The organism is Nostoc spongiaeforme FACHB-130 (assembly GCF_014698475.1).
GTDB lineage: Bacteria > Cyanobacteriota > Cyanobacteriia > Cyanobacteriales > Nostocaceae > Nostoc_B > Nostoc_B spongiaeforme.
Window position 1 is genome coordinate 1 of record NZ_JACJTB010000037.1, and the last position, 26,174, is coordinate 26,174.

The following is a 26,174-nucleotide window of genomic DNA, read 5'->3' on the forward strand; positions in this document are numbered from 1 at the left end:
CCCCTGGCGACTGTTCGAGTTCTGTCAAAGAGATTTTTGTAGTGACCCGTGCTACATAGCGGTCTATTGTGACCAAGGTTGGGACGGTCTACTACTTCCCTCAATATACAAGGGTTGAGTTTTTCTTCAAAGGGTGACTCAAACTCCCATCTAAACCCAGTCACTAGTTTGTCTCCCTTGTCTCCCTTGTCTCCCTTGTCTCCCTTGTCTCCCTTCTCCTCCTTCCCTCATCACTTATAGGGTGTAAGGGTATATGTATCCAAAACCCTTACACCCCATCTTCATCAACGTAACTCAGTTACACTAACCCAACTAGCTTTTCACTCAAATCCCACAGGCGTTCAGCTTTAGCATCATCCCGCGCTTGAGGAGAAACTGTCTGCACAAAAGATTTACCCTCTTTTTTCTGGCGATTTCCCCAACTCCAATAAGCACCAGATTGCTTATATTCTGGCTCAATCACCACGGCTGCAACCCGTTCTCCTGCCGTATCTTGAGAGACATATCCCCCGGTAATATATTTTTGGAACAAGGGGAAGAGTTTTTGGAATAAAGGATAGTGGTTGCGGAATAGTGGTGTTTCAGCCACACATCCCGGATAGAGAGAGGTGAAGGTAATACCAGTTGATTCGTGATAGCGTCGATGCAGTTCGCGCATGGTTAACACGTTGCAAACTTTACTATCTTTGTAAGCTTTAACGGGTTCAAATTTCTTACCGTCAATCATCGAAATCGGTGCTTTAAAACCTGCGGCGAAGCCTTCTAAATCACCCAAGTCTGGACGTGGTGGAATTTTACCACCTAGTTCGTCTGGGTTGTGGGTAACAGTTCCCAAAATCACCATTCGCTTATCCGCAGCCGGAGATTTTTTCATATCCTCCAGCAAGAGTTTGCACAGCAGAAAATGACCAAGGTGATTGGTGGTCATGGTTAATTCGTAGCCTTCGGGACTGCGTAATGGCTCTTTGATTAATGGCATATAAATCGCCGCATTCGCCACCACAGCATCTAAATATTTGCCACTGGCTCTAAAGTTGTTGACAAACTGGCGCACACTATCCAAAGAACCCAGGTCAATGTGCATAAGGGTATAGCTGTCCTTGGGTATGCCTACTTCTTGAGCAGCGTTTTCAGCCTTTGCCAAATCTCGGCAGGCCATGACAACGTGCCATCCTCTGCGAGCAAATGCTTTTGCAGCGTACAAACCTACCCCAGAGGACGCACCTGTGATTACAACCGTTGACTTCCGATCCTGTGCCATTGCTATTCAGACTCTGTTATCGCCTTTTACTATCTTCTGGATTTTACATCACTCGGTTATACAGATTATCTATCAATTTTTGCTTAATAATTGTTAACAATTACAGAATTTCAGAAGTCAGAATTCAGGAGTCAGAATCGACACTTCGACTAAGCTCGGTGCTGAATCAGTGAGGAAAAAAGACCACCACTGACTTTATATGTAGCAATCCTAAATGATTCATAAACCTCTCTGCCTGTCTGCCTTGTCTTGTATCTTCCTATATCAAATAGAACTGCTAGAAATAACTTCTAATAAAAAATAATGGTGGGCATAACCCACCAAAAATCTCTATTTAATTTTTATTTTATAATAAACATTCTCTAGTTTGATGATGATTGATAAACATTTCCATGTCATATTCAATATTGTCTAAGACAATTGAAAAATTAGTTCTATCATATTCACCCTCACAAAAGGTTTCCATATATAAATTACTGCCTGAATTATCAATATATGCTTTCATAAACATAAATAATAAATTCATTTCATTTACGTATTCTAAAAGATTATGCCTATCTACATTCAAGTTACAAGAATAAAGAATTCTAATTAACACGCCTCGATTTGGTACATTTTTAACTATTAAACCATGCTTTCTTGGGTGACGACATAACAGTAATTCATCTTCTTCATCAACATGATAGCCGTTGAATTCTAAATGATTGCGATATCTCACCAAGGGGTGAGCTAAATAATCACCGATGTTAATTTCTGACATAGGTATAAACCTCACAATGTGCTTAACCAATGATGTTGGTTAAAGTTAGTATTCCCACTTAGGGATAATTTATTAACTCTGTCTTGAGATATAGGAATCCGATTTGATTTCTGAATCTAGTTGTGTAGGCTGGGAGTAGGGAATGGGGAGTAGGGAGTAGGAAAAAAGCCTGACCTGGGTGTACTGGTTTTTTTCATAAATCAAATATGAGTCCTATATATAAAAATCTGGTTTGATGGCTGAATTTATTGGTGTAGAAAGGGAGTATGTAGGGGCGGGCTTACTCAATGAATCTGTGGGTAAACGAAATTCTTCATTAACCCGCCCGTACAGGAGTAGGGAAGAAGGTGTATCTCAATGTCATGAACAGAGGCTAGAGAAAGAAAGTGATTAACCTCGCTTATACAGGGCGTTACTAAAATCCGTCTAATTTTAAATAAGCAGTATGCTCAAAGTCAGAGCATACTGCCATAACAGAAGGTTAAAGGTAAAAATTCACAATGGATCAGAGTTGGAGAATCAGTACTATAAGAATATCTATCTAGTAGAGTACTGATTCATCAATGATTCGGAATGTTGACTATCACCATTACCTTCTGTGGTCAGAATCGCACCCGAAATCACCAATTTTTAGCCGGTATACCAAGCAGCACCAAGTCTATCTTTAGTAGCGACAGTAGATTCAGTAGCTTGTGTGCCATTCATTGTCCAAATCTTGTCTGCACCGGAAGCTTGATCACGCCAGTAGACATCGGTTTTACCATCGCCATTGAAATCGCCAAAGGATGGTGTCAAGGATGCGCTGTTGCTGGGAAGGAAGGCTTCAGATTTAACTGATGTACCATTCATTAACCAAGCGGTGTTTTCACCAGTTTTTTGATTGTGCCAGAAGATATCGGTTTTGCCGTCACCGTCAAAATCACCAATGTTAGCTTGCCAAGAAGAATCGAGTGTCTTAGCTGCGGCTTCGGTGACGACGATACCGTTCATAGTCCAAATTTTGTTTTGACCACTGGAAGAGTTACGCCACAGAATATCAGTCTTTAAGTCGCCGTTGAAATCGCCGAGGATGGGAGTTAAAGCTGAAGATTGAGATTGCAAGTTAAACTTGCTGACTTGTGTGCCATTCAGGAACCAAGCACTGTTAGCACCAGTGTTAGCATTACGCCAGAAGATATCACTTCTACCGTTACCGTCAAAATCAACAACGGTTGGAGTTAAACCAACTGCTGTGGTTTCTAGAACATTGGCACTAGAAACTTTTGTGCCATCCATTGTCCAAAGGGCATTTTGGCCAGTTTTAGCGTTGTTCCAGAAGATATCTGTTTTGCGATCGCCATTGAAATCACCAATTAAGGGATTCCAGTTGCTATCAACTTTTTCTAAAGCGGCGGTACTAGCGACTTTTGTACCATCCATTAAGACAATTCTATTTTCGCCTGTTTGAGTATTCCGCAACAAAAAGTCGGTTTTGCCATCATTATTAAAATCGGCAATTCTGTAAGTCCAAGAATTGATATCAAACTTACCCATAGAACCTTGGGAGAGAATTTGTCCACCATCCATGAGGCGCAGGACAATCTCACCTGTTTGAGCATTAACCCAGAGTTTATCAACTTTACCATCACCGTTAAAATCAGGTGCGATCGCTGCACTCTTTAGGTAAGGGTTGGGGTTAGGATTGGCGCTGGCTGTGACTTTTGATGTTGTATTTTGCTGTGTTGATAAAGAGCTTGTTTCTAATGTTGAAGCTGAACTACTACCTAAAAAAGTTTTGCCAATTCCTTGAGTATTGTCGAGAACGTCTAACAATTCACTGGATTTTTTCAAAGAGTCAGAAAATGCTGTTACTTGTAATGCTGATGATTTTGAAGTTGAAGACATAGTGCGTTCTGATCACTGGTTGTCCTCAAAGTTTTAACTTAAAGCTCTTAGTCATTTCTGTAATTTAATAACAGTTATTATCTTTTTATGGTTTTCTAATTAAACATTTTGCTAATTAAAATATCAAGGTTTCTATACAAATTATCTTGTATAAGTCATTTGATTTATTTTTGCAAGTCTTAGATAATCAATCATCCAATTTGTCAGCGTATTTTATTTATGTCAGGTTTTAAATATATAAAATAAGTTTGTCATCTAATTATCAGCAGGCAAAACTTAAAATGACCAAATAATACAAACCTGAAATGCTCAAAAAATTCTGAGTAAAATATCTTAAGCAGGCGAAAAGACTGGTTAAAATAACTGCAACCAGGAATTATAGGAATCCGATTTGATTTTCGAATCTAGTTGTGTAGGCAGGGAGTAGGGAGTAGGAAAAAAGCCTGACCTGGGTGTACTGATTTTTTTCATAAATCAAATATGAGTCCTATATTGAGAAGTAAGTTAGAAACAGTATGAAGATTGCTGAGTACTTGTTTTTGACTCAGCCTCAATACTAGGTAAGGTAAAATAACACAGTATTTAACTGACAAATTGAAAAACTATGCAATTAGAATATCGGCAGCGTCGGGAGCAATTAATGGCAAAAATTGGCAATGGTACGGCGATTTTTCGCAGTGCGCCAATGGCAGTAATGCACAACGATGTCGAATATGCTTATCGTCAAGATAGTGATTTTTTCTACTTAACAGGCTTTAATGAAGCGCAAGCCGTGGCGGTGTTAGCACCAAATCACCCCGAACATCGCTTTGTGTTGTTTGTCCAGCCAAAAGACCGAGAAAAAGAAGTTTGGTCTGGTTATCGCTGCGGTGTGGATGCAGCCAAAGAAATTTATGGTGCTGATGCGGCTTATCCCATCAATGAATTAGATGAGAAATTGCCCCAATATCTTGAAAAATCCGATCGCATTTATTATCACTTGGGGCGCGATCGCAAATTTAATGAAAAAGTTTTAGCACATTATCAAAGTTTACTGCGGACTTATCCCAAACGAGGTACAGGGCCAATTGCCATTGAAGATACCTGTACAGTGCTTCACAGTATGCGCCTAATTAAAACAGAAACCGAATTAGAAATGATGCGCCAAGCAGCTGCGATCGCTATTGAAGCACATAATCAAGCAATGGCGATTACCAAACCCGGACGTTATGAATACGAAATCCAAGCTGAAATTGAATGGCTGTTTCGTCACCGGGGTGCAATGGGGCCTGCTTATCCTTCGATTGTGGCTTCAGGGGTGAATGCTTGCGTCCTCCACTACATTGAAAATAATCGTCAGATGCAGGATGGCGAACTGCTATTAATTGATGCTGGCTGTGCCTACAATTATTACAACTCCGATATTACCAGGACATTTCCGGTGGGTGGTAAGTTTACGCCCGAACAAAAGACATTGTATGAAATTGTACTAGAAGCACAAAAACAAGCGATCGCCCAAGTCCAACCAGGTAACACCTTTAAAGCCGTTCACGATACCGCCGTGCGCGTCCTCACCGCAGGCTTAATTGACCTTGGCATTCTCCAGGGCGAAATTGACAAAATTATCGAAGAAGAAAAATACAAACCATATTATATGCACCGTACCAGTCATTGGTTAGGCTTAGATGTGCATGATGTTGGCGTTTACCAACATGGTGACGACAAACCGCAGATTTTACAACCAGGTCAAGTCCTCACAGTCGAACCGGGACTATACATTGTTCCAGATACCAAACTAGCCGAAGACCAACCACAAACCCACCCACGCTGGATTGGTATTGGCATTCGCATCGAAGATGATGTACTCGTCACACCCACAGGCCATGAAGTATTAACCGCCGGAGTTCCCAAAGAAATAGATGAAATAGAACGAGTAGGCTAAAGAAGGCAGGAAGTAAGAGGAAATACCCATAAATTCTGCCTTTTTGGTCAAAATTTTCCCTTACACCCATACACCCTCAAACCCCCACTCCCGACTCCCGATTCCCGACTCCCCTTTGTTCACACTTAAGCTTTTCTAGGTAAATTCAGCAGTTACACGGAAGCCATAAAAAATCAGATCAGTTATTCAGTGGATGATAGTCAGTACATCTAGCTAGAAAACAATGGTCAGTAATAGTTCTGTGCAGTGCGACAAAACCCAACGGTTAGTAATGCGCCTGCCACGTACCTTGAGTTATCTAGAAACCTGGGGTTTTGGGCTGACGGGTCATGTAGGATGGATTGGCACTGCACCGGTTATCCATGCAGCACTGGGATCTAAAGCTATTTTTGTGTGGTTGTTTGGAACGATCATTTCTTGTATTTTGAACTTACAAATCCAAAGTTTAGGTAAACATTGGCTGGATGTAACCGGAGGAACACCTAATTATACGGCTCGGCTACTCAAGAACTATCCTCATTTGGGTCTCTATGTTGCTTTGGCATATTATTTTAGCTGGGCAGCCGCACCAGCATTATACGCAATTATCCTCACAGACTTAGTTAAAGTTAATTTTCAACCTTTAGGCATTTCCTGTCCAGAAACTTTCTTAAAAATTACCTTCACAGCAATTCCCTTTATTGTGGCCTTTAGTGGAACTCGTGCTGTCGCATTACTGCACTTATTTTTTGTGATTCCGGCAATTTCATTAGTACTTTTGTTTTGTACTCAAGGTATATTTTGGTTAGTTTTATCTCAGGGGATTAATTTATTTCCGCCTAGTACAAATAGCATAACTTTTGCCGAATGGGCAAAGTGGTTTTTCCTAGCCAGTTATTCAGTTTATGCCTGTGAAACCACATCTGCTTTTGTTGCCGATAGCCATTCTCCGCAAAAAACTTTAAAGTTTTTAACCACAGCAACTTGGCTAATTCCCCCTGTTTTTCTTGGTGGTTCGTGGGTATTAATGTGTACCGTTACTGATGCCAATATTGGTGAAGATACATTCTTGAATTTATTAGCTGCATCACAACCTTTTTGGGGTTCATTTGCCCCTTTTTTAGCCACACTATTAATTGCATTTTCTTGTCTGCTAAGTTGTGCCACAGCCGTTACCAATTCTCCTCGAATTCTTTACCAACTGGCTTTGGATGGTCAGTTGTCGCCTGTGTTTACGGTAGTTTCCCGCCAAGGTATTTTGGGGCCAGCTATTTTTATTACTTTTTTACTCAGTTTGCTTTGTTTGAATTTAGGCAGTGTATCTCACCTGGTGACAGTGGCAGGTACATGCTATTTGTTAGCAATTATGGGGCTACATTTTGGCTTGTGGTTATGTCGTAATCAAGTAGAAGTTTTGTGGCCTTGGTGGTCATTGGGTTTTTTTTTGGTAGAAGCAGTAGTTTTAGTAGTTGGTGGGTTAGCTTGGAGTTGGCAAGATTTATTAATTGGGATGATTATCCCTCTGGTGCTGATGATGGGAGATATTGGCTTACGTCGCTTTAACTTTGCACCATTTCATCCCCAATGGTGGACAGAACGTTACACCGAAAAATTTACTAGTAATAACTCAGATTTTGTAGTACTTCAGGTAATTGTTTTAGTATCGCTGATTTGTGCTTCCGCTATTGGCAGTTGGATTTTGCGTGATTTATTAGGTGAGTTTCATGACAACTCACGCAATTCGTTACTGGCAATTGTGTTAGTTATGCTTTCGTTTGTGGGGGTAGCGATCGCCTGCTGGACTACCCTACCACAAATTGCAGCCATTGATCAGGCACGGCAACAAGCCAAAAATCTCTTTATTACCACTCTCAATACTGTTCCCGATGTTGTTTTAGTTTTAGATGAACAAGGTACAATTCTCCAGACTAATTTAGCAGCTGAAGAATTATTTCAAATTAGTACCCAACAATTAATCGGACAAAGTTTAAACCTCTTCCTCATCAACCATCATGGTAAACCAGAACAATGGTCTATGCGGAGTGAACAAACTCTCACCACCAAGCATGGTTCATACATTGTAGAATCTACTGTTTCCCAGCCTTCTAACTTGTCATTACGACAATATGTTGTCATCCTGCGAGATATTACTCAACGCAAACTAGCCGAAGAAGAACTCAAACAATACCGTTGTCAACTGGAACAGTTAGTCGCAGAACGTACCATTGAACTGATGAGAGTTAATCAACAGCTGCAACAAGATATTCTCGAACGACAACGAACCCAAGAACTACTGCTGCACAACAGTTTACATGATGCCCTCACAGGATTACCCAACCAATCTTTGTTTATGGAGCGAGTTAAACTGGCTCTAGAACGCAGCAAACAACAAAAAGATTATGTATTCGCTGTCATATTTTTAGATTTAGACCGCTTTAAGGTGATTAATGATAGTTTAGGACATTTACTCGGCAATCAACTGTTAATTGCCATTTCCCATCGACTCCAATCAATTTTACGCGCAGGCGATATGGTGGCGCGGTTTGGTGGTGATGAGTTCACTATTTTACTGGAAGAAATCGATGGGATCAACGGTGCAATCCAAGTAGCCGAACGCATTCAAAATTTACTCGCTTTACCTTTTCAATTAAATGAACATAAAGTATTTACTAACGCAAGTATGGGAATTGCCTTAAGTACCAATAGTTATGAGCAAGCTGCACATATTCTGCGGGATGCTGATGTAGCGATGTATTCAGCAAAATCTAATGGTAAAGCACGTTATGAAATCTTTCATCCCACCATGCACGAAAGTGCATCTCTGCTATTGCAGCTAGAAACGGCGATGCGTCATGCACTCATTCAGCAAGAGGAATTTCGCCTGCACTATCAGCCCATTGTTTCTCTAGTTACAGGTAGAATTGTTGGTTTTGAAGCCTTAATTAGATGGCATCATCCCGAAAGAGGGATTATTTCTCCAGAAGAATTTATTCCCTTAGCGGAAGAAACCGGAATGATTGCGTCTATTGGTCAATGGGTACTTTATGAAGCTTGTCGCCAATTGCAAGTATGGCATCAACAATTTCCCGCTTGTGTACCCTTGACAATTAGCGTCAATTTTTCTGGCAAACAAGTTATGCAGCCAGATATTGTCAAACAAGTGCAACAAGTTCTGCACAATACAGGTTTAGAACCCAGTAGTTTGAAGTTGGAAATTACCGAAAGCTTGCTGATGGATAACTTTGAATTAGCTAACGCCATGCTTTCGCAATTAACTACCTTGAATATCGAGTTACACATGGATGATTTCGGCACAGGTTATTCATCCTTAAGTTATTTGCACCGCTTACCACTGAGAACGATTAAAATTGACCGCTCTTTTATTAGTAATATCGGTAGTCGGGGGGAAAATTTAGAAATTGTGCGAGCCATTATTACATTAGCCCACAGTTTAAATATGTCAGTCACCGCCGAAGGCATTGAAACAGTAGAACAATTAGCCCAACTCAAAGCCTTACAATGCGACCAAGGACAAGGATATTTCTTTTTTCCCGCCTTGGAAGGTTCTGTAGTAGAAGTACTGCTGGGCAGTAATTTATCGGAGAAAAATTTTTTTGAGGTATAAGATCACAAGTAGAAGGACTAAATTCAACTTAATTTGAGATTACCAGGGTTCTTTTCTCCCCTCAAAGGGTTGATTCATCTGGGTTTTTCGTTTTTTCGGCAAGCCCTAAGTACAAGCTTTATACCCTCAATGACATTAGTTCGGCACAGCGATAAACAGCGATAAATAAAAAGTCTCCATACATCATACCCGGAAATTTTTTATAGCTGGGAATAATGAATTATGTAAAATGCACAAAGTAAAAGATATGGAGAAATAGAAAATGGCATTAACTGGGGTCAGGATTGTGTTGGTAGAACCAGCTGGCCCAATTAATGTGGGTGCGATCGCTCGTGTGATGAAAAATTTTGGTTTGTACAACCTCATATTAGTTAACCCCCAATGTGACCCGCGATCACCAGAAGCGATGAAAATGGCTGTCCATGCCAAGGATATTTTAGAATCTGCCCTAGAGGTCGCAACTTTACCAGAGGCTTTGCAAGGATGCGTCAGAGCGATCGCCACTACTGCGCGTGTGCGTGATTGGGGAACACCGTTAGAAACACCCCGCAGCGCCTTACCTTGGTTACTGGAAGAACCAGACAAACCCTCGGCGTTGATTTTTGGCAGAGAAGACCGGGGATTAAGTAATGAAGAATTAAATTATGCCCAGCGATTTATCCGCATTCCCACCAGTGAGGTATATCCCTCGTTAAATTTAGCCACAGCTGTCGGGATTTGTTGTTATGAACTGGCGCAACAGGTAGAAATCGCCCAACCCCAGATCAGTCAACCAACAGAATTAGCATCTTTTGAACTGGTGGAGGCTTACTACCAACAATTAGAATCGCTACTGTTAGATATTGGTTATCTCTATCCCCATACAGCCGCGAGTCGGATGGAGAAATTTCGCCAACTATATAATCGCGCCCGACTGACAAATAATGAAGTGGCGATGTTGCGGGGGATTTTTCGGCAAGTAGAGTGGGTGCTAAACAATCGTAATGATGATGAAAACTTATGATGTATCGATTAATATATACGGAATCTCCCTCAAAATAGATAATATGGCTTAAACTAAACACACTACTGAGTAGTCAAAGTTGATTTCAGCATTAAGCTGTATGAACAGTCAGTTTTAGGCCGGGAGTCTGCAAGAAAAAATTCGAGTGAGTCACAAGGAGTAGCAGTGACAGAATCAAGTGACAAACTAAGAGCTTTCTCGCGGCGACAACCCGTAAATGGCCGCCCGCGATCGCGCAAAGCTCCAAAAGCACAACCAAAAAAAGCCAAAGTTCCCCAGCCACAGCAACGACCTGTGGGTAGAGAACAGATACTGGCATCAGGTGCGATCGCAATGGGCGGAGTTCCCCGGCCAAGACCAGGGCTAGTGATGCCAACGGCTGTCAAACCCATCCCCAGAAAACCCGCTAATGTTCCACCCCCGTACCCCAACACTGTTAAGGTAAAAACAGTGCGGGTACAGAAGCCGCCACAGCCTAAAATGACCAAAAGAGTGTCAAAAAAGACACGGCTAAAGCCAATGGCGAGAACGATGTTATATATCCTGCGGTTGTTAATTGTAGGAGTCGGTATGGGTGCGATCGTTGGTACAGTATTATCAGCTCTCGACCCGGCGACTCGCATCAATTCCAACTCGCCCGTGTCATCAAATACTAATAATTCTGGTCAAGTTCAGTCACAAAGTACGCCTAATCCTGTAGCGCCAACTTCCGGGTTATACCTGTCCCAAGAAATTACTCCACTCAAAAATGCTGTGCAGAATTTGGCAGCCACAACACCAGACCTCACACCCGGCATTTTCTTAGTTGATTTAGATAATGGTGGCTATGTAGATATCAATGCTTCTGTTGGTTTTCCTGCCGCCAGCACCATTAAAGTTCCGATTTTGGTAGCGTTTTTCCAAGATGTTGATGCAGGCAAAATCCGCCTAGATGAAATGCTGACTATGCAGCAAGATATGGTGGCTGGTGGTTCGGGAAATTTCCAATTTAAGCCAGTTGGCACACAGTATAGTGCGTTGGAAGTTGCCACCAAAATGATTACTATCAGCGACAATACAGCAACAAATATGCTGATTGCGCGACTGGGAGGCATAGACGCATTAAATCAACGTTTTCGCAGTTGGGGATTAACCACCACAGTAATTAAAAATAAATTGCCAGATTTACAAGGTACAAACATCACCAGTCCCAGAGAATTGGGCAATTTGATGGCAATGGTGAATCAAGGTAACTTTGTGAGTCTGCGATCGCGCGATATCATGCTGGATATTATGCGTCGTACCGAAAGAGATAATCTCCTACCCTCTGGTTTAGGCGCAGGTGCCAGAATTTACCACAAAACAGGCGATATCGGCACAATGCTGGCAGATACGGGTTTAGTTGATATTCCCAATGGTAAGCGTTACATCATTTCCTTGATGATCAAACGCCCCAATAATGACCCCCGTGCCGAAAAACTCATTAGTTCCATTTCTCGAACTACTTACGAAAGCCTCAGTCAAAGTAGCCCAGCAAATACAATCAATAACAATATCCCCACAAATACTTATCCATCGCCGTCCATTAGTTCTCCCGTACCGAATACTACTGGGATGATGCCCATGAGTGGTTATCAATCACCTATAATGAATCCTACTGTCCCCAATAACATACCAATGACTGGTTATCAATCACCTATAATGAATCCTCAGTATTATCCCCCAAGATAAATTTGTAACTTGGCATTTTTCATGACATCTACCACACCCACAATTCAGTTTTTTGCAGGCATTTTTGAAGAACTCAGCAATGTGAGTTTGCGACGTGGCAAAGTTTCGGGAAACCGCATTGTCGCTATGACTTTTAATCAATTACAAGCTTTAGAAGGCTTTAATAGTTTTACAAAACCATCTTTAAATTCCTTACTGTTAACTGATGAAGAAGGTGAAATTAGCGTAACGCCTTCTTCGACTCGGTTTATTTTTGGTGGTGATGAGGGTGATGAATTACAACGGGTAGAATGCCAATTTGAAATTGAACAAGATGATCATTGGGAACGCTTTATGCGTTTTATGCACCGTTACGCTGAGGCTAATGGGATGGAGTATGGTAGTTCTAATTGAGACACGGGAGATAGGGGAGACAAGGTAGATAGGGGAGAGAAATAGGTTTTTAAATTATTTAGGATTGATAAATCAAAGTTGATTTCATCCCATAAAGTTTCTTGATTTTTTTAAAAGTACTAAAAAACAAATTGGATAATTATTGACTAAACAAAACTCCTATCTCCCTTGTCTCCCTTCTCTCCCCAGTCTCCCTTTTCTGTCATGAAATAAACACCTAACTGATTAAATCAGTACGGGGTTTAAAGGTTTCAATTTGTCGAATTTTTTCGTACAGTTCTTTTTCTTCAGGGCTAATATTTTTGGGTGTAACTATCTGAATTTCCACCAATTGATCGCCGCGTTTACCGTTATCGGTGGGGTAGCCTTTATTTGCCAAGCGAAATCTTTGACCAGACCTAACTCCGGGTGGGATAGTCATTTTCACGGGGCCGTCGAGGGTGGGTGCTTCGACAGATCCACCTAAAACTGCTTCGCTGGGAGTCACTGGTACTTGACAGGAAATATTTGCGCCTTCTAGTTTAAACAAAGGATGCGGCTCGACGGTAATTTTAAGGTATAAATCGCCACCGCTAATACCTTGATTTTTCAGCCGAATGCTTTGACCTGTGACCATAGCTGGAGGCATTGTCACTTCTAGCGATCGCCCATCTTCTAAACGAATGCGTTCGTTACCACCTTGATAAGCTTTTTCTAATGGTAAAGTTAATCGCGCTTCAATATCTCGTCGTGCAGGTTTTGGTGGGTTTTTTGGAACTGTGTATTCAACTCTGCTGTTTGGCGAACGGAACGGATCGGTTTTAGTAGTACTACCATTTCTGTTGCTTTGGCGACTACCAACACCGACGACTTGATTGATAAAGTCTTCAAAATTGGCAAATTGACTGGGATCGACATTTTGATTACCATTGCTGCGATCGCCTGGTTTTTCTCCCCAACCTTTGGTTTTGGGCGGCTGTTTGTTACCAGCAAAGCCTTTTTGCTTCCAATAGCGGCTAAACTGGTCGTATTGCGCCCTTTTAGCAGCGTCAGAAAGCACTTCGTAAGCTTCATTCACATCTTTAAATTTTTCTTCGGCTGCCTTATTCCCTGGATTCAAATCAGGGTGATATTGTCTAGCTAATCGCCGATAATTCTTTTTAATTTCTTCATTAGAGGCATCTTTAGCTACTCCCAAAATCTCGTAGTAATCGCGGAAATTCTGCAAATTTTGCATAGTCAGTTATTTAAATTTAGATTTTAGATTTTAGAGCTTGGTAATAATTTTTAAGTAACTAGTAATACTATTTACCAATTACTTAATACTTATCACCAATAACTAAATCCGTATTTTGAATCAAGTTTCTCAATCAAGTAAAGGAGGGGGAGTACTACAACCAATCATCTTCATCATCCCAATTATCTTGATAGCTGGGGCGAGATGGGCGGCGTGTGGGGCGGCTGTCGTAGGCTGAAGAACGGCTATCTCTATCTCTGCCATAATCTCTGCTACCGTAATCTCTACCATTGTCCCTACTGTAGTCGCGACTGCTGTAGGAATCCCGATCGCGGTAGCTATCGCGGTAGTAATCTGGTTCGCGATCGCGTTCTTTGTCGCCGCCGCCTGTGAAGATTTCTTTAATTGTGCCTAACAAGTCGTCGTCTTCGTCTTCAGCGTAATATTGACGGACTTCTCGGTTAAGTTCATAAAGGGCATCTTGTAAATCGGCGTAGGCTTGATCAATACCGCGATCGTCGTTGGCTTGTAAACTTTCTTTCAGTTCGCGGCAAATATTATCAATCCGTTGACGACGACTGCGGGCAAATTGCATTCCAAATTCTAGGGCTACTTCTCGCATTTGGCGTTCTGATTGTAAAATCAATGCTTCCGCACGGGTGCGTTTTTCGACACGTTCTTTGCGTTCGCGGTCAACATCAGCGTATTTTTGTGCGTCCTGAATCATTCGGTTGATTTCCGATTCAGTCAATGTAGAAGCGCCTTGAATGGTAATACTTTGTTCTCTGCCTGTGGTGCGGTCTAAAGCTGTTACCTGTAAAATCCCGTTGGCATCAATATCAAATGATACCTGGACTTGGGGAATGCCGCGTGGGGCTGGGGGAATGCCATACAGCTTGAACCGTCCCAGAGATTTGTTATCTCCTGCCATATCCCTCTCACCTTGGACTACGTGAATTTCCACGGTGTTTTGATTATTTTCCGAAGTGGAGAAGATATCAGAACGGCGAACGGGGATGGTTGTATTGCGGGGGATGAGTTTTTTCATCACGCCGCCAATGGTTTCTAATCCCAAAGATAAAGGCGTGACATCCAACAAAAGCAAGTCTTTTAGTTCCCCAGCCAAGATACCTGCTTGAATGGCTGCACCCACAGCGACGACTTCATCAGGGTTAACGTTTTCGTTGGGTTCAATGCCAATTAAGTCGCGGACTAATTGTTTTACCATTGGTATTCTTGTGGAACCGCCCACCAACACCACTTCTTCGATGTCTTCTGGTCTGAGTCCTGCGTCTTTTAATGCCCGTTTGACTGGAGTGCGGACACGTCCTATTAAGTCAGTACACAAAGCTTCAAATTGGGAACGAGTCAGGCGTGTTTCGATGTGTTTTGGCCCGTCCTCTGTAGCGGTGATGAAGGGTAAGTTAATATCGGTAACGCTCACCGCCGATAGTTCGATTTTAGCTTTTTCGGCGGCTTCCATTAACCTTTGTAGAGCTTGGCGATCGCGTCTTAAGTCTACACCTTCTGTCTCTAAAAATTGTTCTGCTAACCAATCAACTATCTTTTTATCAAAGTCATTACCACCCAGTTGGGTATCGCCACTGGTTGATTTAACTTCAAATACTCCATCGCCCACATCTAAAATCGATACGTCAAAAGTCCCACCACCCAAGTCAAATACCAATATGGTTTCAGTATCACCCCGATCTAAACCATAAGCTAAAGAAGCGGCAGTGGGTTCATTGAGAATCCGCAACACTTCCAAACCAGCAATTCTGCCAGCATCGCGGGTGGCTTGTCGCTGAGAATCGTTAAAATAAGCCGGAACTGTCAAGACTGCCCCGGTGACTGGTTCCCCTAAATAACGACTGGCATCATCGGCTAATTTTTTCAGTACCATTGCCGAAATTTCTTCGGGGGCAAAATCTTTACTCAAGCGGGGACAAGCAATTTTGATATTGCCGATGTCGTCTTTGCGGATGGTGTACGGCACACGTTTCGATTCGGGATTCAGTTCGCCATACTTCCGCCCAATAAAGCGTTTAACTGCAAAAAAAGTATTTTGCGGGTTGAGGACGGTTTGCCGTCTTGCCATTTGCCCAACCACTCTCTCGCCATCTTTGCTGAAACCAACTACGGAGGGTGTTGTTCGCATTCCTTCTGCATTGGCAATCACCACCGGCTTGCCACCCTCCATCACGGCGACTACTGAGTTGGTTGTACCCAAGTCGATGCCGACTACCTTGCCCATGCGTTACTCTTCTCCTAGTGCGTCTTATATCTATTAATTTATTATGATTGTCCAAGACTACCAATAGCAGTAAGCTATTAGTGGAAAACACCTCAATGGTATAATAATCAATTAAGGCAAAAGCTGAATAAATTTAAGGTTAAAGAGCTAGTTGCAAGACTAGGATAGCATTCACGACGCTAAGTATGTTCCAGCATCGGGAAATCTCCATAGTGGAAAAACTCTACTTTATCAGTGCTTTAAGTTGGGAAATCCACACTTCTGTAATTGATTTTTGGCAGAACTACTAATTATTGATGGGTTAACTTCATACTTTATCCTTAATACTTCCGTTGAATTTACAAGAGCAATTACAAATCCATCTCTCTGAAATTGCAAGAGAACGTGATCCTTTCTTGGCAACAGCAGGACATTTCTTTGTCCAAGAATATATTCGTCAACAATTTTCCCAATGGGGAAGTGTGGAAATCCACACCTTTAAAGTGAATGGGAAAAGCTGTAAGAACCTGATTTTAAATTTATCTGCTGACGGGAAGCACCAAGATTTACCCCCGATTTTGATGGGGGCGCACTATGATGCTGTACCAGGAACCCCAGGGGCGGATGATAATGCCACAGGGGTAGCAGTGTTATTAGAATTAGCCCGAAAATTTGCCACAGCACCAGCTAAATATCCCTTGCGACTGGTTGCGTTTGATATGGAAGAATATGGCTTACTGGGAAGTGCGGAATATGCCGCTTTATTGCATCAACAACAGCAACCACTCCGATTAATGATTTCTTTGGAAATGCTTGGTTATTGCAACTCTATCCCTGGTTCGCAAAATTATCCCTCGCCTCTGGAAAAGTTTTATCCCAATACAGGTGATTTTATTGCTTTAATTGGCAATTTGCGGACAATCCGCGATTTAATTAGCCTCAGCCGGAGTATTCGCAAAGTAGGTGTACCCAGCCAGTGGTTGCCAGTACCCAACCGAGGCTTAATTGTACGTCAAACCAGACTCAGTGATCATGCACCATTTTGGGATTTGGGCTATCCCGCAATTATGGTGACAGATACGGCATTTTTACGGAATCCCCATTATCATCAACCCAGTGATAATATCGCTTCTTTAGATTTAGATTTTCTCACTGGTGTTTGCCAAGGCTTGGAACAAGGTATTAGACGGTTAAGTTAAGTAGTTGTAGCAACAGCGATTTTCAATTGGGTAGAATACAAATTCATCCGCGTTGATCTGCGGTTAATTATTTTTTCCTGTTCCTCACTGAGTCGAGAATCGCTATAGTTTTAACTTCAATTGCAACTCATCTTTAATACGGTTGAGAATTGAGGCTTCATCTAGATTCGCTAAAATTTTGCTGATGACTGCTTTTGGCCCTTCTGGCCCCCAAGTTGCACCATTGGCTAAATAAGCTTTTGTGACTTGACCAATACCGTAAGAAGAGACACCAGCTACACCTGCTTGGGTGAGTGCAACGGTGACATAAGGTGCTAAGGTGACACCTGCTGTAGCTGGTGCAGAGATACCCAGTAAAGTTTTCAAACCACTTAAGCCCAAGTTGGCGAGTAATTCACTCACACCAATACCGCCCATACTCAAGGCTATTCTTTGCAATAGTTTTACCGCCCCAGCTTCGGTCATGGGGATGGCGTAGAGTTTCGATAAACCTAAAATCAAAGCAATATCAATAGCTATACTACTGAGTATATCTACGACTGTCACCGGATTGAGGGCGATCGCTAGGGCTTTAGCCATCACCGCTTTCCAAATCAACTGATTGGCGTTCTGTTCCCGAATTAAGAGTTTGCGTTGTACCAGTTGCTCATTTACAGTGTCAGCATACAACATCGAGTTCAGCGCCACTAAAGCTTTACCCTCCCGTTGCAAAATCTCTAATATTTTCAGCTTGAGTTCTTCGACTTGGGCGTTTCCGGGACGCAACTGCAAACCCCGACTACCATCAGGGCGAACTACCGCCGTTTTTACCAATGGTGAAGCGGCTGACATGACAATTTCTAAAGGCGTGAGTAATTCTTTTACCCGTTCATCTCGAATTTTTTCATAAATTGCCAAGCGATCGGCGGCGGGATATTGGTCAACTTTGTTAAACACCAAAATTATCGGTTTTCCTGCTTCTCGCAATTGGGAAAGGGCTTGGTGTTCTATCTTCGTTATGTCTCCTGAAATCACAAACAAAATTAAATCGGCTTGTTTGGCGATTTGTTCTGCTAAGGCGGCGCGAGTATCACCATCAACTTCATCTAACCCAGGGGTATCAATCAGTTCTACCTGGGATTGACCAACACTCGGTAAAGTCACACGCAAAGCCCGTTCATTAGTACCAATGATTTCTTCGTGAATACTCCAATTAACCCTTTGTGCTGCACGAGTTACACCATGCAAAGGGCCTGTTTCAAATACTGGTTGTCCTACCAAAGCATTCAACAGCGATGATTTACCCCGTCCTACCATCCCAAAAGCTGCAATCTGCACCACCATCCGGTCTAACTTGGCCAGCATAGTTTCTAAATCAGCCAGTTCGGCTTCTAAACCTGTCTTTTCTTGTGGTGTTAAGTCAAGATTATTCACCAAGTTTCGCAGTGCTGTTTGGGCTTGTTTATAATTCAGTTCCGCTTGAATGTCTTCAAAGCTAAAAATGGCACTATCTAGTTCTTCCTCCCAGTTAGGCGAGTTACTTTGGTCTGGTTCTGGCAATTTAGAAGGCATGATAACCGGAGATTGTTGATTTACCTCATTTTTATCCTAGTTATTTTTTACAGGATATGGGGCGATAATATTCAGTGTTCAGGCTGCCTTTACCATCCACACCAGAAAACTCAAGATTTGCTCCACCGGAGGCAGGGGATAATCACTAAAATCAATGGTGACTGTTTGCCCTTCGAGTTTGAGAAATCGCCATTGCGTCCCACTGCTGACAGTACCGTAAATGGTTGTGATAGGTTGTCCTTTGGCTTCATTGAATTTTTGTGCAGCCACCATTTCGGCCATACACTGTCCGAGTCCTGATTTTAAATCTGATTTTTTCGCTTCAACAATTACAATTGCGGGTGCTTCCACTGTTAATTGTTCAGGTGAACGACTAATGAGAAAGTCGCAGACACCATTAAGTCCAATACTCGCATCAACGTTAAACTCTTCCCCCGAAAACACACTGATGGACGAATGGAGAATGCGGCGTACTTCCAACAGCACTGGATTGATAATTACTTCAGAACGGGCTTTTTCTGTGTCAACTGCGATCGCCCAAGGCAAATCTTCTAAAATAGCTTGCAGTCGGGGGCTGGGATTCACAGGTTCAATATTTTCGGGAAAAAACCGCACTCCCTCTACAATCATCAGGCGAAAATCTTGTTTCAACCTGTCAATAGTAAATTGACTATAGGGCATAAGCTACTTGGCATTTAAACTGCACAAACTTTACAACTAACTTTAGATGTATTTCTAGCTTAGAGTCTTATTCTTGATGAGTGTGATACTTAGTAATTCTATGTCATCTTTTCCCATCGCATCGGGTGATCCGAAAAAGTAGTAGAGTGAAGAGTGCATCTATTAGCGTTAGGAATTTGACTACATCACCTGTGCGGAAAATTGTTATTGCCGGTAACTGGAAAATGTTTAAAACCCAGGCAGAGACTCAAGATTTCTTGCGAGGGTTTCTGCCTCATTTAGACAACACGCCCGATGAGCGAGAAATATTATTGTGTCCTCCGTTCACCGATTTAGGCATTTTGTCTCAAAGTTTGCATGGTAGCCGTGTACAACTTGGAGCGCAAAATGTTCATTGGGAAGATTCTGGAGCTTATACTGGTGAAATTGCCGCTCCGATGCTGACAGAAATTGGTGTCCGTTATGTAATTGTCGGTCATAGTGAACGACGGCAATTTTTTGGTGAAACGGATGAGACAGTTAATCTACGTCTGAAAGCTGCTCAAAAACACGGTTTAACCCCAGTTTTATGTGTAGGGGAAACAAAACAACAACGCGATGCGGGGCAAACTGAATCACTAATTACTACTCAGCTAGAACATGACCTAGTGAATGTAGATCAAGATAATTTAGTGATTGCTTATGAACCCATTTGGGCAATTGGGACTGGTGACACCTGTGAAACTACGGAAGCTAACCGAGTTATTGGCTTAATTCGCAGTCAGTTAAAGAACCCCAATGTTCCGATTCAATATGGTGGCTCAGTCAAGCCAAATAATATTGATGAGATCATGGCTCAACCAGAAATTGACGGCGTGCTTGTGGGAGGAGCTAGTCTGGAAGCTGAAAGTTTTGCCCGGATTGTCAACTATCAATAGTCTTATATGTAATGCCTTTTCCCTGGCAGAGCCAGGGAATGGGTTTAACTAAGTCAAAAGTTAAAAGTTAAAAGTCAAAAGAATCAGACTTGATTGCTTTGTATGCCCAGTAATTTAATTATTCGTGGGCGTTGTTTCGCTTGGGGACAGCGCACTTATTTAATGGGTGTGCTGAATGTGACACCTGATAGTTTTAGCGATGGTGGGGATTTTAATAGTACAGCTGCGGCTTTGGCTCAAGCTCAAGCAATGGTAGCGGCTGGTGCTGACATCGTTGATGTTGGTGGGCAGTCAACGCGGCCGGGAGCAGAGCAAATTAGTTTGGCAGAAGAATTAGAGCGAGTTATCCCCATCATCAAGGCAATACGCTCGGAAATGACAGTGCCGATTTCTGTAGATACAACTAGGGCATCTGTAGCAAAAGCAGCAATAGAAGCTGGGGCAGATATTGTGAATGATATTTCCGGCGGGACATTTGATGATGAGATGTTGCCGACAGTGGCTAGTTTAGGTGTGCCGATAGTGTTGATGCACATTCGGGGAACACCAGAAACGATGCAACAAATGACAGAGTATGAAGATTTATTGGGAGAAATTGCAAGTTTTTTAACAGGACAAATTTTGGCCGCGACCAAGGCAGGCATCGACCAAGCAAAAATTATTATTGATCCTGGGATTGGTTTTGCTAAGAATTATGAGCAGAATTTAGAGATTTTGCGTAACTTGCGATCGCTCACACAATTAAAGTGTCCTATCTTAGTAGGCGTATCTCGTAAAAGTTTTATTGGTCGCATTCTCAATCAACCAAATCCCAAAGCACGCATTTGGGGAACAGCTGCGGCTTGTTGTGCTGCTATTACCAACGGTGCGGATATTCTGCGAATTCACGATGTCAAAGAAATGCGTGAAGTCTCGCTAGTTGCAGATACGTTGTTTAGGTAGAGGCTAGGGGTTAGTACAAGAAGGCAAAAGTCAAAAGGAAAAAGGAAAAAGAAAGAATAGTGTTACCACAAGCCTTTTAGAAATTCCAGATGGTCTGTTTATTTACGCCACACTGTACTAGAGGTTGGGGGCTATAGGTTAGTTTTTTGACTCAGCACTCAGCACTTTTTTAAGCTTGACCATTCCCATTGCCTTCAGTACTTACCGTATCACCCAGCATTTGATCTAATGCGCCTTCAGAGACGCTGGGGTTGAGAAATACAATTTTGGCATTATTACTAGCACCAAGTTTTTGACTAGCTTCTAGATGTTCTTGGGCTACTAAATACCGGAGAATGTCTTTGGTTTCTGGTTTAGCAGTGATAGCTTCTGAAAGAATGCGGATAGATTCTTTAGTAGCTTCGGCGCGTTTAATAGCGGCTTGTCTATCACCTTCTGCTTCTAAAATAGCAGCTTGTTTTTTAATTTCCGCCGCTTGTTGTTCTGCCATTGATTTCTGGACGCTTTCTGGTGGTGTAATGCTTTGAATATCTACCCGAATAATCTTCACACCCCATTTTTTACTAGTTTCATTCACAATCTGCAACAGCGATTGATTCATTTGATTTCGGGCAGAAGTTGTTTCTGCTAGGCTTCTGTCGGCAATGTGAGTACGGAGTTCGACTGTGACTAAGTTAGAAAGAGCCACTTGAACATCTTCAACTTTATAAAAGCTGTCTTCCATACTGGTAATTTGCCAAGTAACAACACCGTCTACTTCTAAATAAACGTTATCTTTAGTAATTACTTTCTGGGGCTTAATGTCTAAAATTTGTTCTCTGGTGGTGTCTTCCATGACAATCTGATCCACCAAAGGCACGATAAAATTTAAGCCTGGTCTAAGTGTCCGGTGTCTTTGTCCTAAGCGTTCGACTAAGGCTTCATTACCTTCATTAATAATTTTGGCTGACCCTAACGCATAGCCTACAAGGGCTAAGACTATAGCAATAATTGGTTCCATAGATGCTCCTATTTAGCAATTGGGAGAATTAACTGTTAAGGATATGGTATTTGTCCTACCTTTTAGTCTAATCTCTTGAGTTTGTGCTTTTATACGCACTCCCTCACAAACCTAGCATCTGTGTATTTGCTACGTTTTAAGTAGATAAAACCGATTGGCAGAATGCGATCGTTATTAAAGCACCTTGATAACATACTGGCAAGAAATTTACAGCAGAAGAATTCATAGGACTTACGCAGACTCTACGATTTCTTGGCGTTCTCGGCGACTTGGCGGTTCGATAAATTAAGCTTTTTGCGAATTTTTGCGTAAGTCCTGATTCAATTTGGGGATTTTATTCTGAATTCTGATTTCTGACTCCTGCTCATTCACTTCACCGCCAAATCTAGCCAAGGTTTGACATTGGTTGGTAAGTCGGCGTTTAGGCGTAGGGGGATTTCCGGTGTTGATAGAGACTGTGCATATCCGGCTGTTAAAAATGGTTGGTAAGTTTTCGCTTCGGGGGTGAGTTGTTTGACAAAAGCTAAACTGACACCGCGCAGGAGTTGGCGCAAGGCTTGGGTTTCTGTACCGCGCTTTTCTTTGACAATTGTGGAAGCTTCGCCTGCTGAATATGTGGGGTCAAGAATACTTAAATGAGTTGCACCAATAGCGGTTAATAAATATTTGTTACTGCGTAACTGGCTAAAAGGTCGAATTTGGTGATTCAAGGCAGGAGTTAAGGCATCTTCAGTGGAAGTCAAAATTAATACAGGCTTGTTAATCCGAGAAAGTCCCTGTTTACCAAAGAGTTTACCTGTGAGGGGGTTAAGAGCGATCGCACTTTTAACTCGTTCATCCCGCAACTGAAGTTTGTTTTCTTTTAACGATGCGGCGGCGCACTGTAACCAATCACCAAGGGGATCAACCAAGCTCAAGGAAGTTTTACAAAATTGTCGCACTTCTCCTAAATTGATTTCTCCACCCACCAAAGCTAAAGCTGTATAACCCCCCAATGAATGACCAATTACAGACACTTTTTCTGTGTTGAGTTTGCCTTGCAATTGACCTGGTTGCTTGTTAAGATTTGCCAGTTCGTTGAGTAAAAAGCTGACATCTTTGGGTCGTTCAATAAATTCTGTTGCTGGGAGTAATTTGGCTAAATTTCCTTGGTTGGCGGCGTTATTAATTGCTGCACCATTACTTCCAGGATGTTCAATAGCAGCAACAGTAATGCCATAACCAGCTAAATGACGCGCTAAATAGCTGGCAAATCTCCGGTTAGCACCAAAACCGTGGGAAATCACTACCAATGGTGCTGTAGTGTCGGTTTTTTGACTCCAATAAATATCTACCGGGATACTGCGTTGACGTTGTTTGTCTTGGAAGGTGAGAGTCTGCTGTTCTACTGCTTCTTGGCTAGTGGCGGCGGGGTCGAAACTTGGTTGAAAAGGTGTGTTAGTTTTAACTGTTAAATTTCGGGCTAGGATACTGCCGAGGGCTTGGCTTTGTAAGTTGTTTGGGTTAAATTCTGTAGCAATTTGTAATATTTGAGTTGCATCTAGGTCAATATTTTCTGTGGGATAAGCTTTGAGGAAACTGACCACGCTCAAACCATTCACTTGACGCAACCCGATACTCATTGTGGCTTGTAGGCTTTCGACGCTACTACCGGGAATAGCTGCGGCTAGGGATGTAATTAATTGTTTGCCTTGGGGTAAGAGAACTAACTCATCCACAAATTTGTCGGCAAATTTGGGATCTACTTGGACTCGTCGATTGAGTAAGCCGCGTAATTCTGGAGTAAATAAAGATTCGTAAGCTTGGAGAGTTTGGGATAATGTTCCAGTTTTAGCAAATTTTTCGATATCCGCGATCGCCACAGATTGCTGAAACAGTCCGAAACGAATAGTTATTGTTTCTGCGGCTAAAGTAGCGGGTATTGCCCAACCCCAACTCAACACAAGACTCGCACTAAATAACAATCCTTGCAAGGGTTTTTTCTTGCAAGGATGATTTTTGGGAAACTGCAAAGAACCTGCCATTTTCTTTGAACCAAAAGATTACCAGCTATGGGGACGTATAAACCATGATTATTGTCCCCAATTTTTAGCTGTATCTTGAATTAAACTTAAAGTCCGAATAATCTGAGGAAATTAAAGATAATTCCAAAGGGACTAGCGATCGCACCTAAACTTTCACTAGTCTTAGTCAGACCATTGCGACTCACTACTATCACATCATTATTTCGCAGAATGGGATTAGTAGCCTCATTAATACCATCAGCAAAATTGATTTTGACTACCCGTTTGGTAACAGAACCATCAGGATTTAGTCGAATCAAATCTACAGCCCCTCTGCTGGCGCGGCCATCATTAAAACCACCAGCAGCTAATAGAGCTTGGTTTAAAGAACTATTCGGTTTAAGGTCTGTAGAGCCTGGCCGTTTAACTTCACCCACCACACCAACTTGGATAGTGTTGGGAGATAAAGTTGTATTCGCCAGTTGAGTTGCTTCTGCGGCAGTAAGATCAGTAGCAGTGGGAATAACAATCGTATCTCCGTCCTGGACAATAATATCTTGATTGACATCACCACTCTGGAGTAATTGCCAGAGATTAATATCAATAGTTTGTTCACTACCAGTTCTGGTGGGGCGGCGGAGTTTCAGACTGCGAATATCGGCTTGTCCGGTGATTCCACCCGCTAATTGAATGGCTCTGGTGACGGTAGGTAAACCACCTGCTCCCCCTTCTGTACCACCACCACCTGCTGTCACCAAGTAAGCACCAGGACGGTTGACTTCACCAATAATGGCGACTGTGCGGGGTGTGCTGGGACTAGCAGCAAAGTTGCTGGCGGCTAAATTACGGGCTTCAGTTTTGTCGAAGTTAGACGCAGTTGGGACAAAGATGGTATCACCATCCCGTAATGTAATATCTTGACCGACTTGACCAGTTTGTACAGCCTCTTTTAAGTTGAGGGTAACGCGCTGTTCCCCTCCTCTGCCGACTTTGCGTCGTACTTCTACTTGGGTGACATCTGCGGCTAAGGTCACACCTTGGGCTGTCGTTAACGCTGCTAATACGGTTGGGTATTGTACACCAGGGTTATCTCCTGCACCACCACTGAGGCTGAGAGTATAAGAACCTGGTCTTGTGACTTCTCCCGCCACAAAAATGTTAATCGGGCGGGATGATAACAGGTTGACAGAAATTAACGGTCGTTTGAGATAGCGGGAGTACCTTCTAGCAATTTCATCCGATGCTTGTTCAGTGGTTAACCCCTGCAATGGCACACTACCAATTAAAGGTAAAGTAATTGCTCCACCGGGAGGAATTTGATATTCTCCTGTGTATTCTGGTACTTCAAATACGTTCACCCGGATGCGATCGCCGCCACCCAAAGTATAAGTTGTATCTAATTGTTGAGATGTTGCTGGTGGTACCTGTTGTAGCGTTGGGATAACAGGTGTTCTATTCGGCGGGATTGTTTGTGAAGTTGGAATTACTGGTTTTGCAGTTGGTAATACTGGTTGTCCCTGAGCTAGGCTGACGGGCGACACAGCGAAATTGATAGCTGTGCAAAAAGCCACACCCATAGATGACTGGGTGAGGAATTTCAATAAACCTGTGTTAAACATATTTACCTTAGACTCTGAGACTACGATCGGCAAAGTACTGTCTAAACATTCTAATCTTGACTATACTTAAGTATTCTTGTTCCTCGACAATCTTATTTTCCTTGAAGGATACTCTTTTCCGGAAGCATAATTATTTATGAGATTTGAATTTTTGATAAAGTTAGCTTAAAGACCAATTTACGGAGACACGTATTCAGCATTTATTAATACATATTTTGATAGTAATTTACGACTTACCTAAGTGATTCAGATGCCTGACTTCTTAAAGAAGTCGGGC

Annotated in this window: 18 protein-coding genes; 8 read left to right on the plus strand and 10 right to left on the minus strand. The window is 42.3% G+C overall.

Translation table 11 applies throughout. The features are described 5' to 3' along the window. Positions 1 to 298 precede the first annotated feature (298 nt). From H6G74_RS22580 to H6G74_RS22590, 3 genes are all read right to left on the minus strand, one after another. Positions 299 to 1,261, minus strand: a complete 963-nt coding sequence (locus H6G74_RS22580) for a protochlorophyllide reductase (protein WP_190969790.1) — start codon at positions 1,259 to 1,261, stop codon at positions 299 to 301. Between the two features lie 346 nt (positions 1,262 to 1,607). Continuing rightward, positions 1,608 to 2,021, minus strand: coding sequence for a DNA mismatch repair protein (locus tag H6G74_RS22585; RefSeq protein ID WP_190969791.1), 414 nt, complete (start codon positions 2,019 to 2,021; stop codon positions 1,608 to 1,610). 630 nt (positions 2,022 to 2,651) lie between these two features. After that, a complete protein-coding gene (locus tag H6G74_RS22590) occupies positions 2,652 to 3,905 on the minus strand; it encodes an FG-GAP repeat domain-containing protein (protein ID WP_190969792.1) in 1,254 nt (417 codons plus the stop codon). A 604-nt stretch (positions 3,906 to 4,509) separates the two neighbouring features. Between H6G74_RS22590 and H6G74_RS22595 the strand changes: the two genes are divergently transcribed. The 5 genes from H6G74_RS22595 (at position 4,510) to psb28 (ending at position 12,536) form a co-directional block, all read left to right on the plus strand. Continuing rightward, complete coding sequence (locus H6G74_RS22595; RefSeq protein ID WP_190969793.1) at positions 4,510 to 5,826, plus strand: aminopeptidase P N-terminal domain-containing protein; 1,317 nt, start codon at positions 4,510 to 4,512, stop codon at positions 5,824 to 5,826. Between the two features lie 223 nt (positions 5,827 to 6,049). After that, positions 6,050 to 9,430, plus strand: coding sequence for an EAL domain-containing protein (locus H6G74_RS22600; protein ID WP_190969794.1), 3,381 nt, complete (start codon positions 6,050 to 6,052; stop codon positions 9,428 to 9,430). 262 nt (positions 9,431 to 9,692) lie between these two features. Then, complete coding sequence (locus H6G74_RS22605) at positions 9,693 to 10,433, plus strand: RNA methyltransferase (RefSeq protein ID WP_190969795.1); 741 nt, start codon at positions 9,693 to 9,695, stop codon at positions 10,431 to 10,433. Between the two features lie 165 nt (positions 10,434 to 10,598). Continuing rightward, entirely contained in the window at positions 10,599 to 12,143 is a 1,545-nt protein-coding gene (locus H6G74_RS22610) for a serine hydrolase (RefSeq protein ID WP_190969796.1), read from the plus strand. A gap of 21 nt (positions 12,144 to 12,164) precedes the next feature. Further along, positions 12,165 to 12,536 carry a photosystem II reaction center protein Psb28 gene (psb28, locus tag H6G74_RS22615; RefSeq protein WP_190969797.1) on the plus strand — a complete coding sequence of 124 codons (372 nt, stop codon included), beginning with the start codon at positions 12,165 to 12,167 and terminating at the stop codon, positions 12,534 to 12,536. A gap of 217 nt (positions 12,537 to 12,753) precedes the next feature. Here the strand turns inward: psb28 and H6G74_RS22620 are convergent, their stop codons facing one another. Further along, positions 12,754 to 13,752, minus strand: a complete 999-nt coding sequence (locus H6G74_RS22620) for a DnaJ C-terminal domain-containing protein (RefSeq protein WP_190969798.1) — start codon at positions 13,750 to 13,752, stop codon at positions 12,754 to 12,756. A gap of 154 nt (positions 13,753 to 13,906) precedes the next feature. Continuing rightward, positions 13,907 to 16,006: a molecular chaperone DnaK gene (dnaK, locus tag H6G74_RS22625; protein ID WP_190969799.1), complete on the minus strand. Its 2,100-nt coding sequence runs from the start codon at positions 16,004 to 16,006 to the stop codon at positions 13,907 to 13,909. Between the two features lie 332 nt (positions 16,007 to 16,338). On the opposite strand from dnaK, the gene H6G74_RS22630 reads away from it, so the two are divergent. Continuing rightward, on the plus strand, positions 16,339 to 17,184 hold the full coding sequence (locus tag H6G74_RS22630) for a M28 family peptidase (protein ID WP_190969800.1): 846 nt from the start codon (positions 16,339 to 16,341) through the stop codon (positions 17,182 to 17,184). Between the two features lie 102 nt (positions 17,185 to 17,286). Here H6G74_RS22630 and H6G74_RS22635 read toward each other — a convergent pair whose 3' ends face one another. Together H6G74_RS22635 and H6G74_RS22640 are read right to left on the minus strand one after the other, a co-directional pair. After that, positions 17,287 to 18,735: a GTP-binding protein gene (locus H6G74_RS22635; RefSeq protein ID WP_190969801.1), complete on the minus strand. Its 1,449-nt coding sequence runs from the start codon at positions 18,733 to 18,735 to the stop codon at positions 17,287 to 17,289. 78 nt (positions 18,736 to 18,813) lie between these two features. Continuing rightward, positions 18,814 to 19,416, minus strand: coding sequence for a hypothetical protein (locus H6G74_RS22640; protein WP_190969802.1), 603 nt, complete (start codon positions 19,414 to 19,416; stop codon positions 18,814 to 18,816). A 191-nt stretch (positions 19,417 to 19,607) separates the two neighbouring features. Between H6G74_RS22640 and tpiA the strand changes: the two genes are divergently transcribed. Both tpiA and folP read left to right on the plus strand, forming a co-directional pair. Continuing rightward, on the plus strand, positions 19,608 to 20,333 hold the full coding sequence (gene tpiA, locus H6G74_RS22645) for a triose-phosphate isomerase (protein ID WP_190969845.1): 726 nt from the start codon (positions 19,608 to 19,610) through the stop codon (positions 20,331 to 20,333). Between the two features lie 102 nt (positions 20,334 to 20,435). After that, positions 20,436 to 21,275 carry a dihydropteroate synthase gene (gene folP, locus H6G74_RS22650; protein ID WP_190969803.1) on the plus strand — a complete coding sequence of 280 codons (840 nt, stop codon included), beginning with the start codon at positions 20,436 to 20,438 and terminating at the stop codon, positions 21,273 to 21,275. A 169-nt stretch (positions 21,276 to 21,444) separates the two neighbouring features. On the opposite strand, the gene H6G74_RS22655 is transcribed toward folP, so the two are convergent. From H6G74_RS22655 to H6G74_RS22665, 3 genes are all read right to left on the minus strand, one after another. Beyond that, positions 21,445 to 22,275 carry an SPFH domain-containing protein gene (locus H6G74_RS22655; protein ID WP_190969804.1) on the minus strand — a complete coding sequence of 277 codons (831 nt, stop codon included), beginning with the start codon at positions 22,273 to 22,275 and terminating at the stop codon, positions 21,445 to 21,447. Between the two features lie 368 nt (positions 22,276 to 22,643). Then, positions 22,644 to 24,299: an alpha/beta hydrolase gene (locus H6G74_RS22660; protein WP_190969805.1), complete on the minus strand. Its 1,656-nt coding sequence runs from the start codon at positions 24,297 to 24,299 to the stop codon at positions 22,644 to 22,646. A gap of 86 nt (positions 24,300 to 24,385) precedes the next feature. Continuing rightward, positions 24,386 to 25,897, minus strand: a complete 1,512-nt coding sequence (locus tag H6G74_RS22665; RefSeq protein ID WP_190969806.1) for a polysaccharide biosynthesis/export family protein — start codon at positions 25,895 to 25,897, stop codon at positions 24,386 to 24,388. Positions 25,898 to 26,174 lie beyond the last annotated feature (277 nt).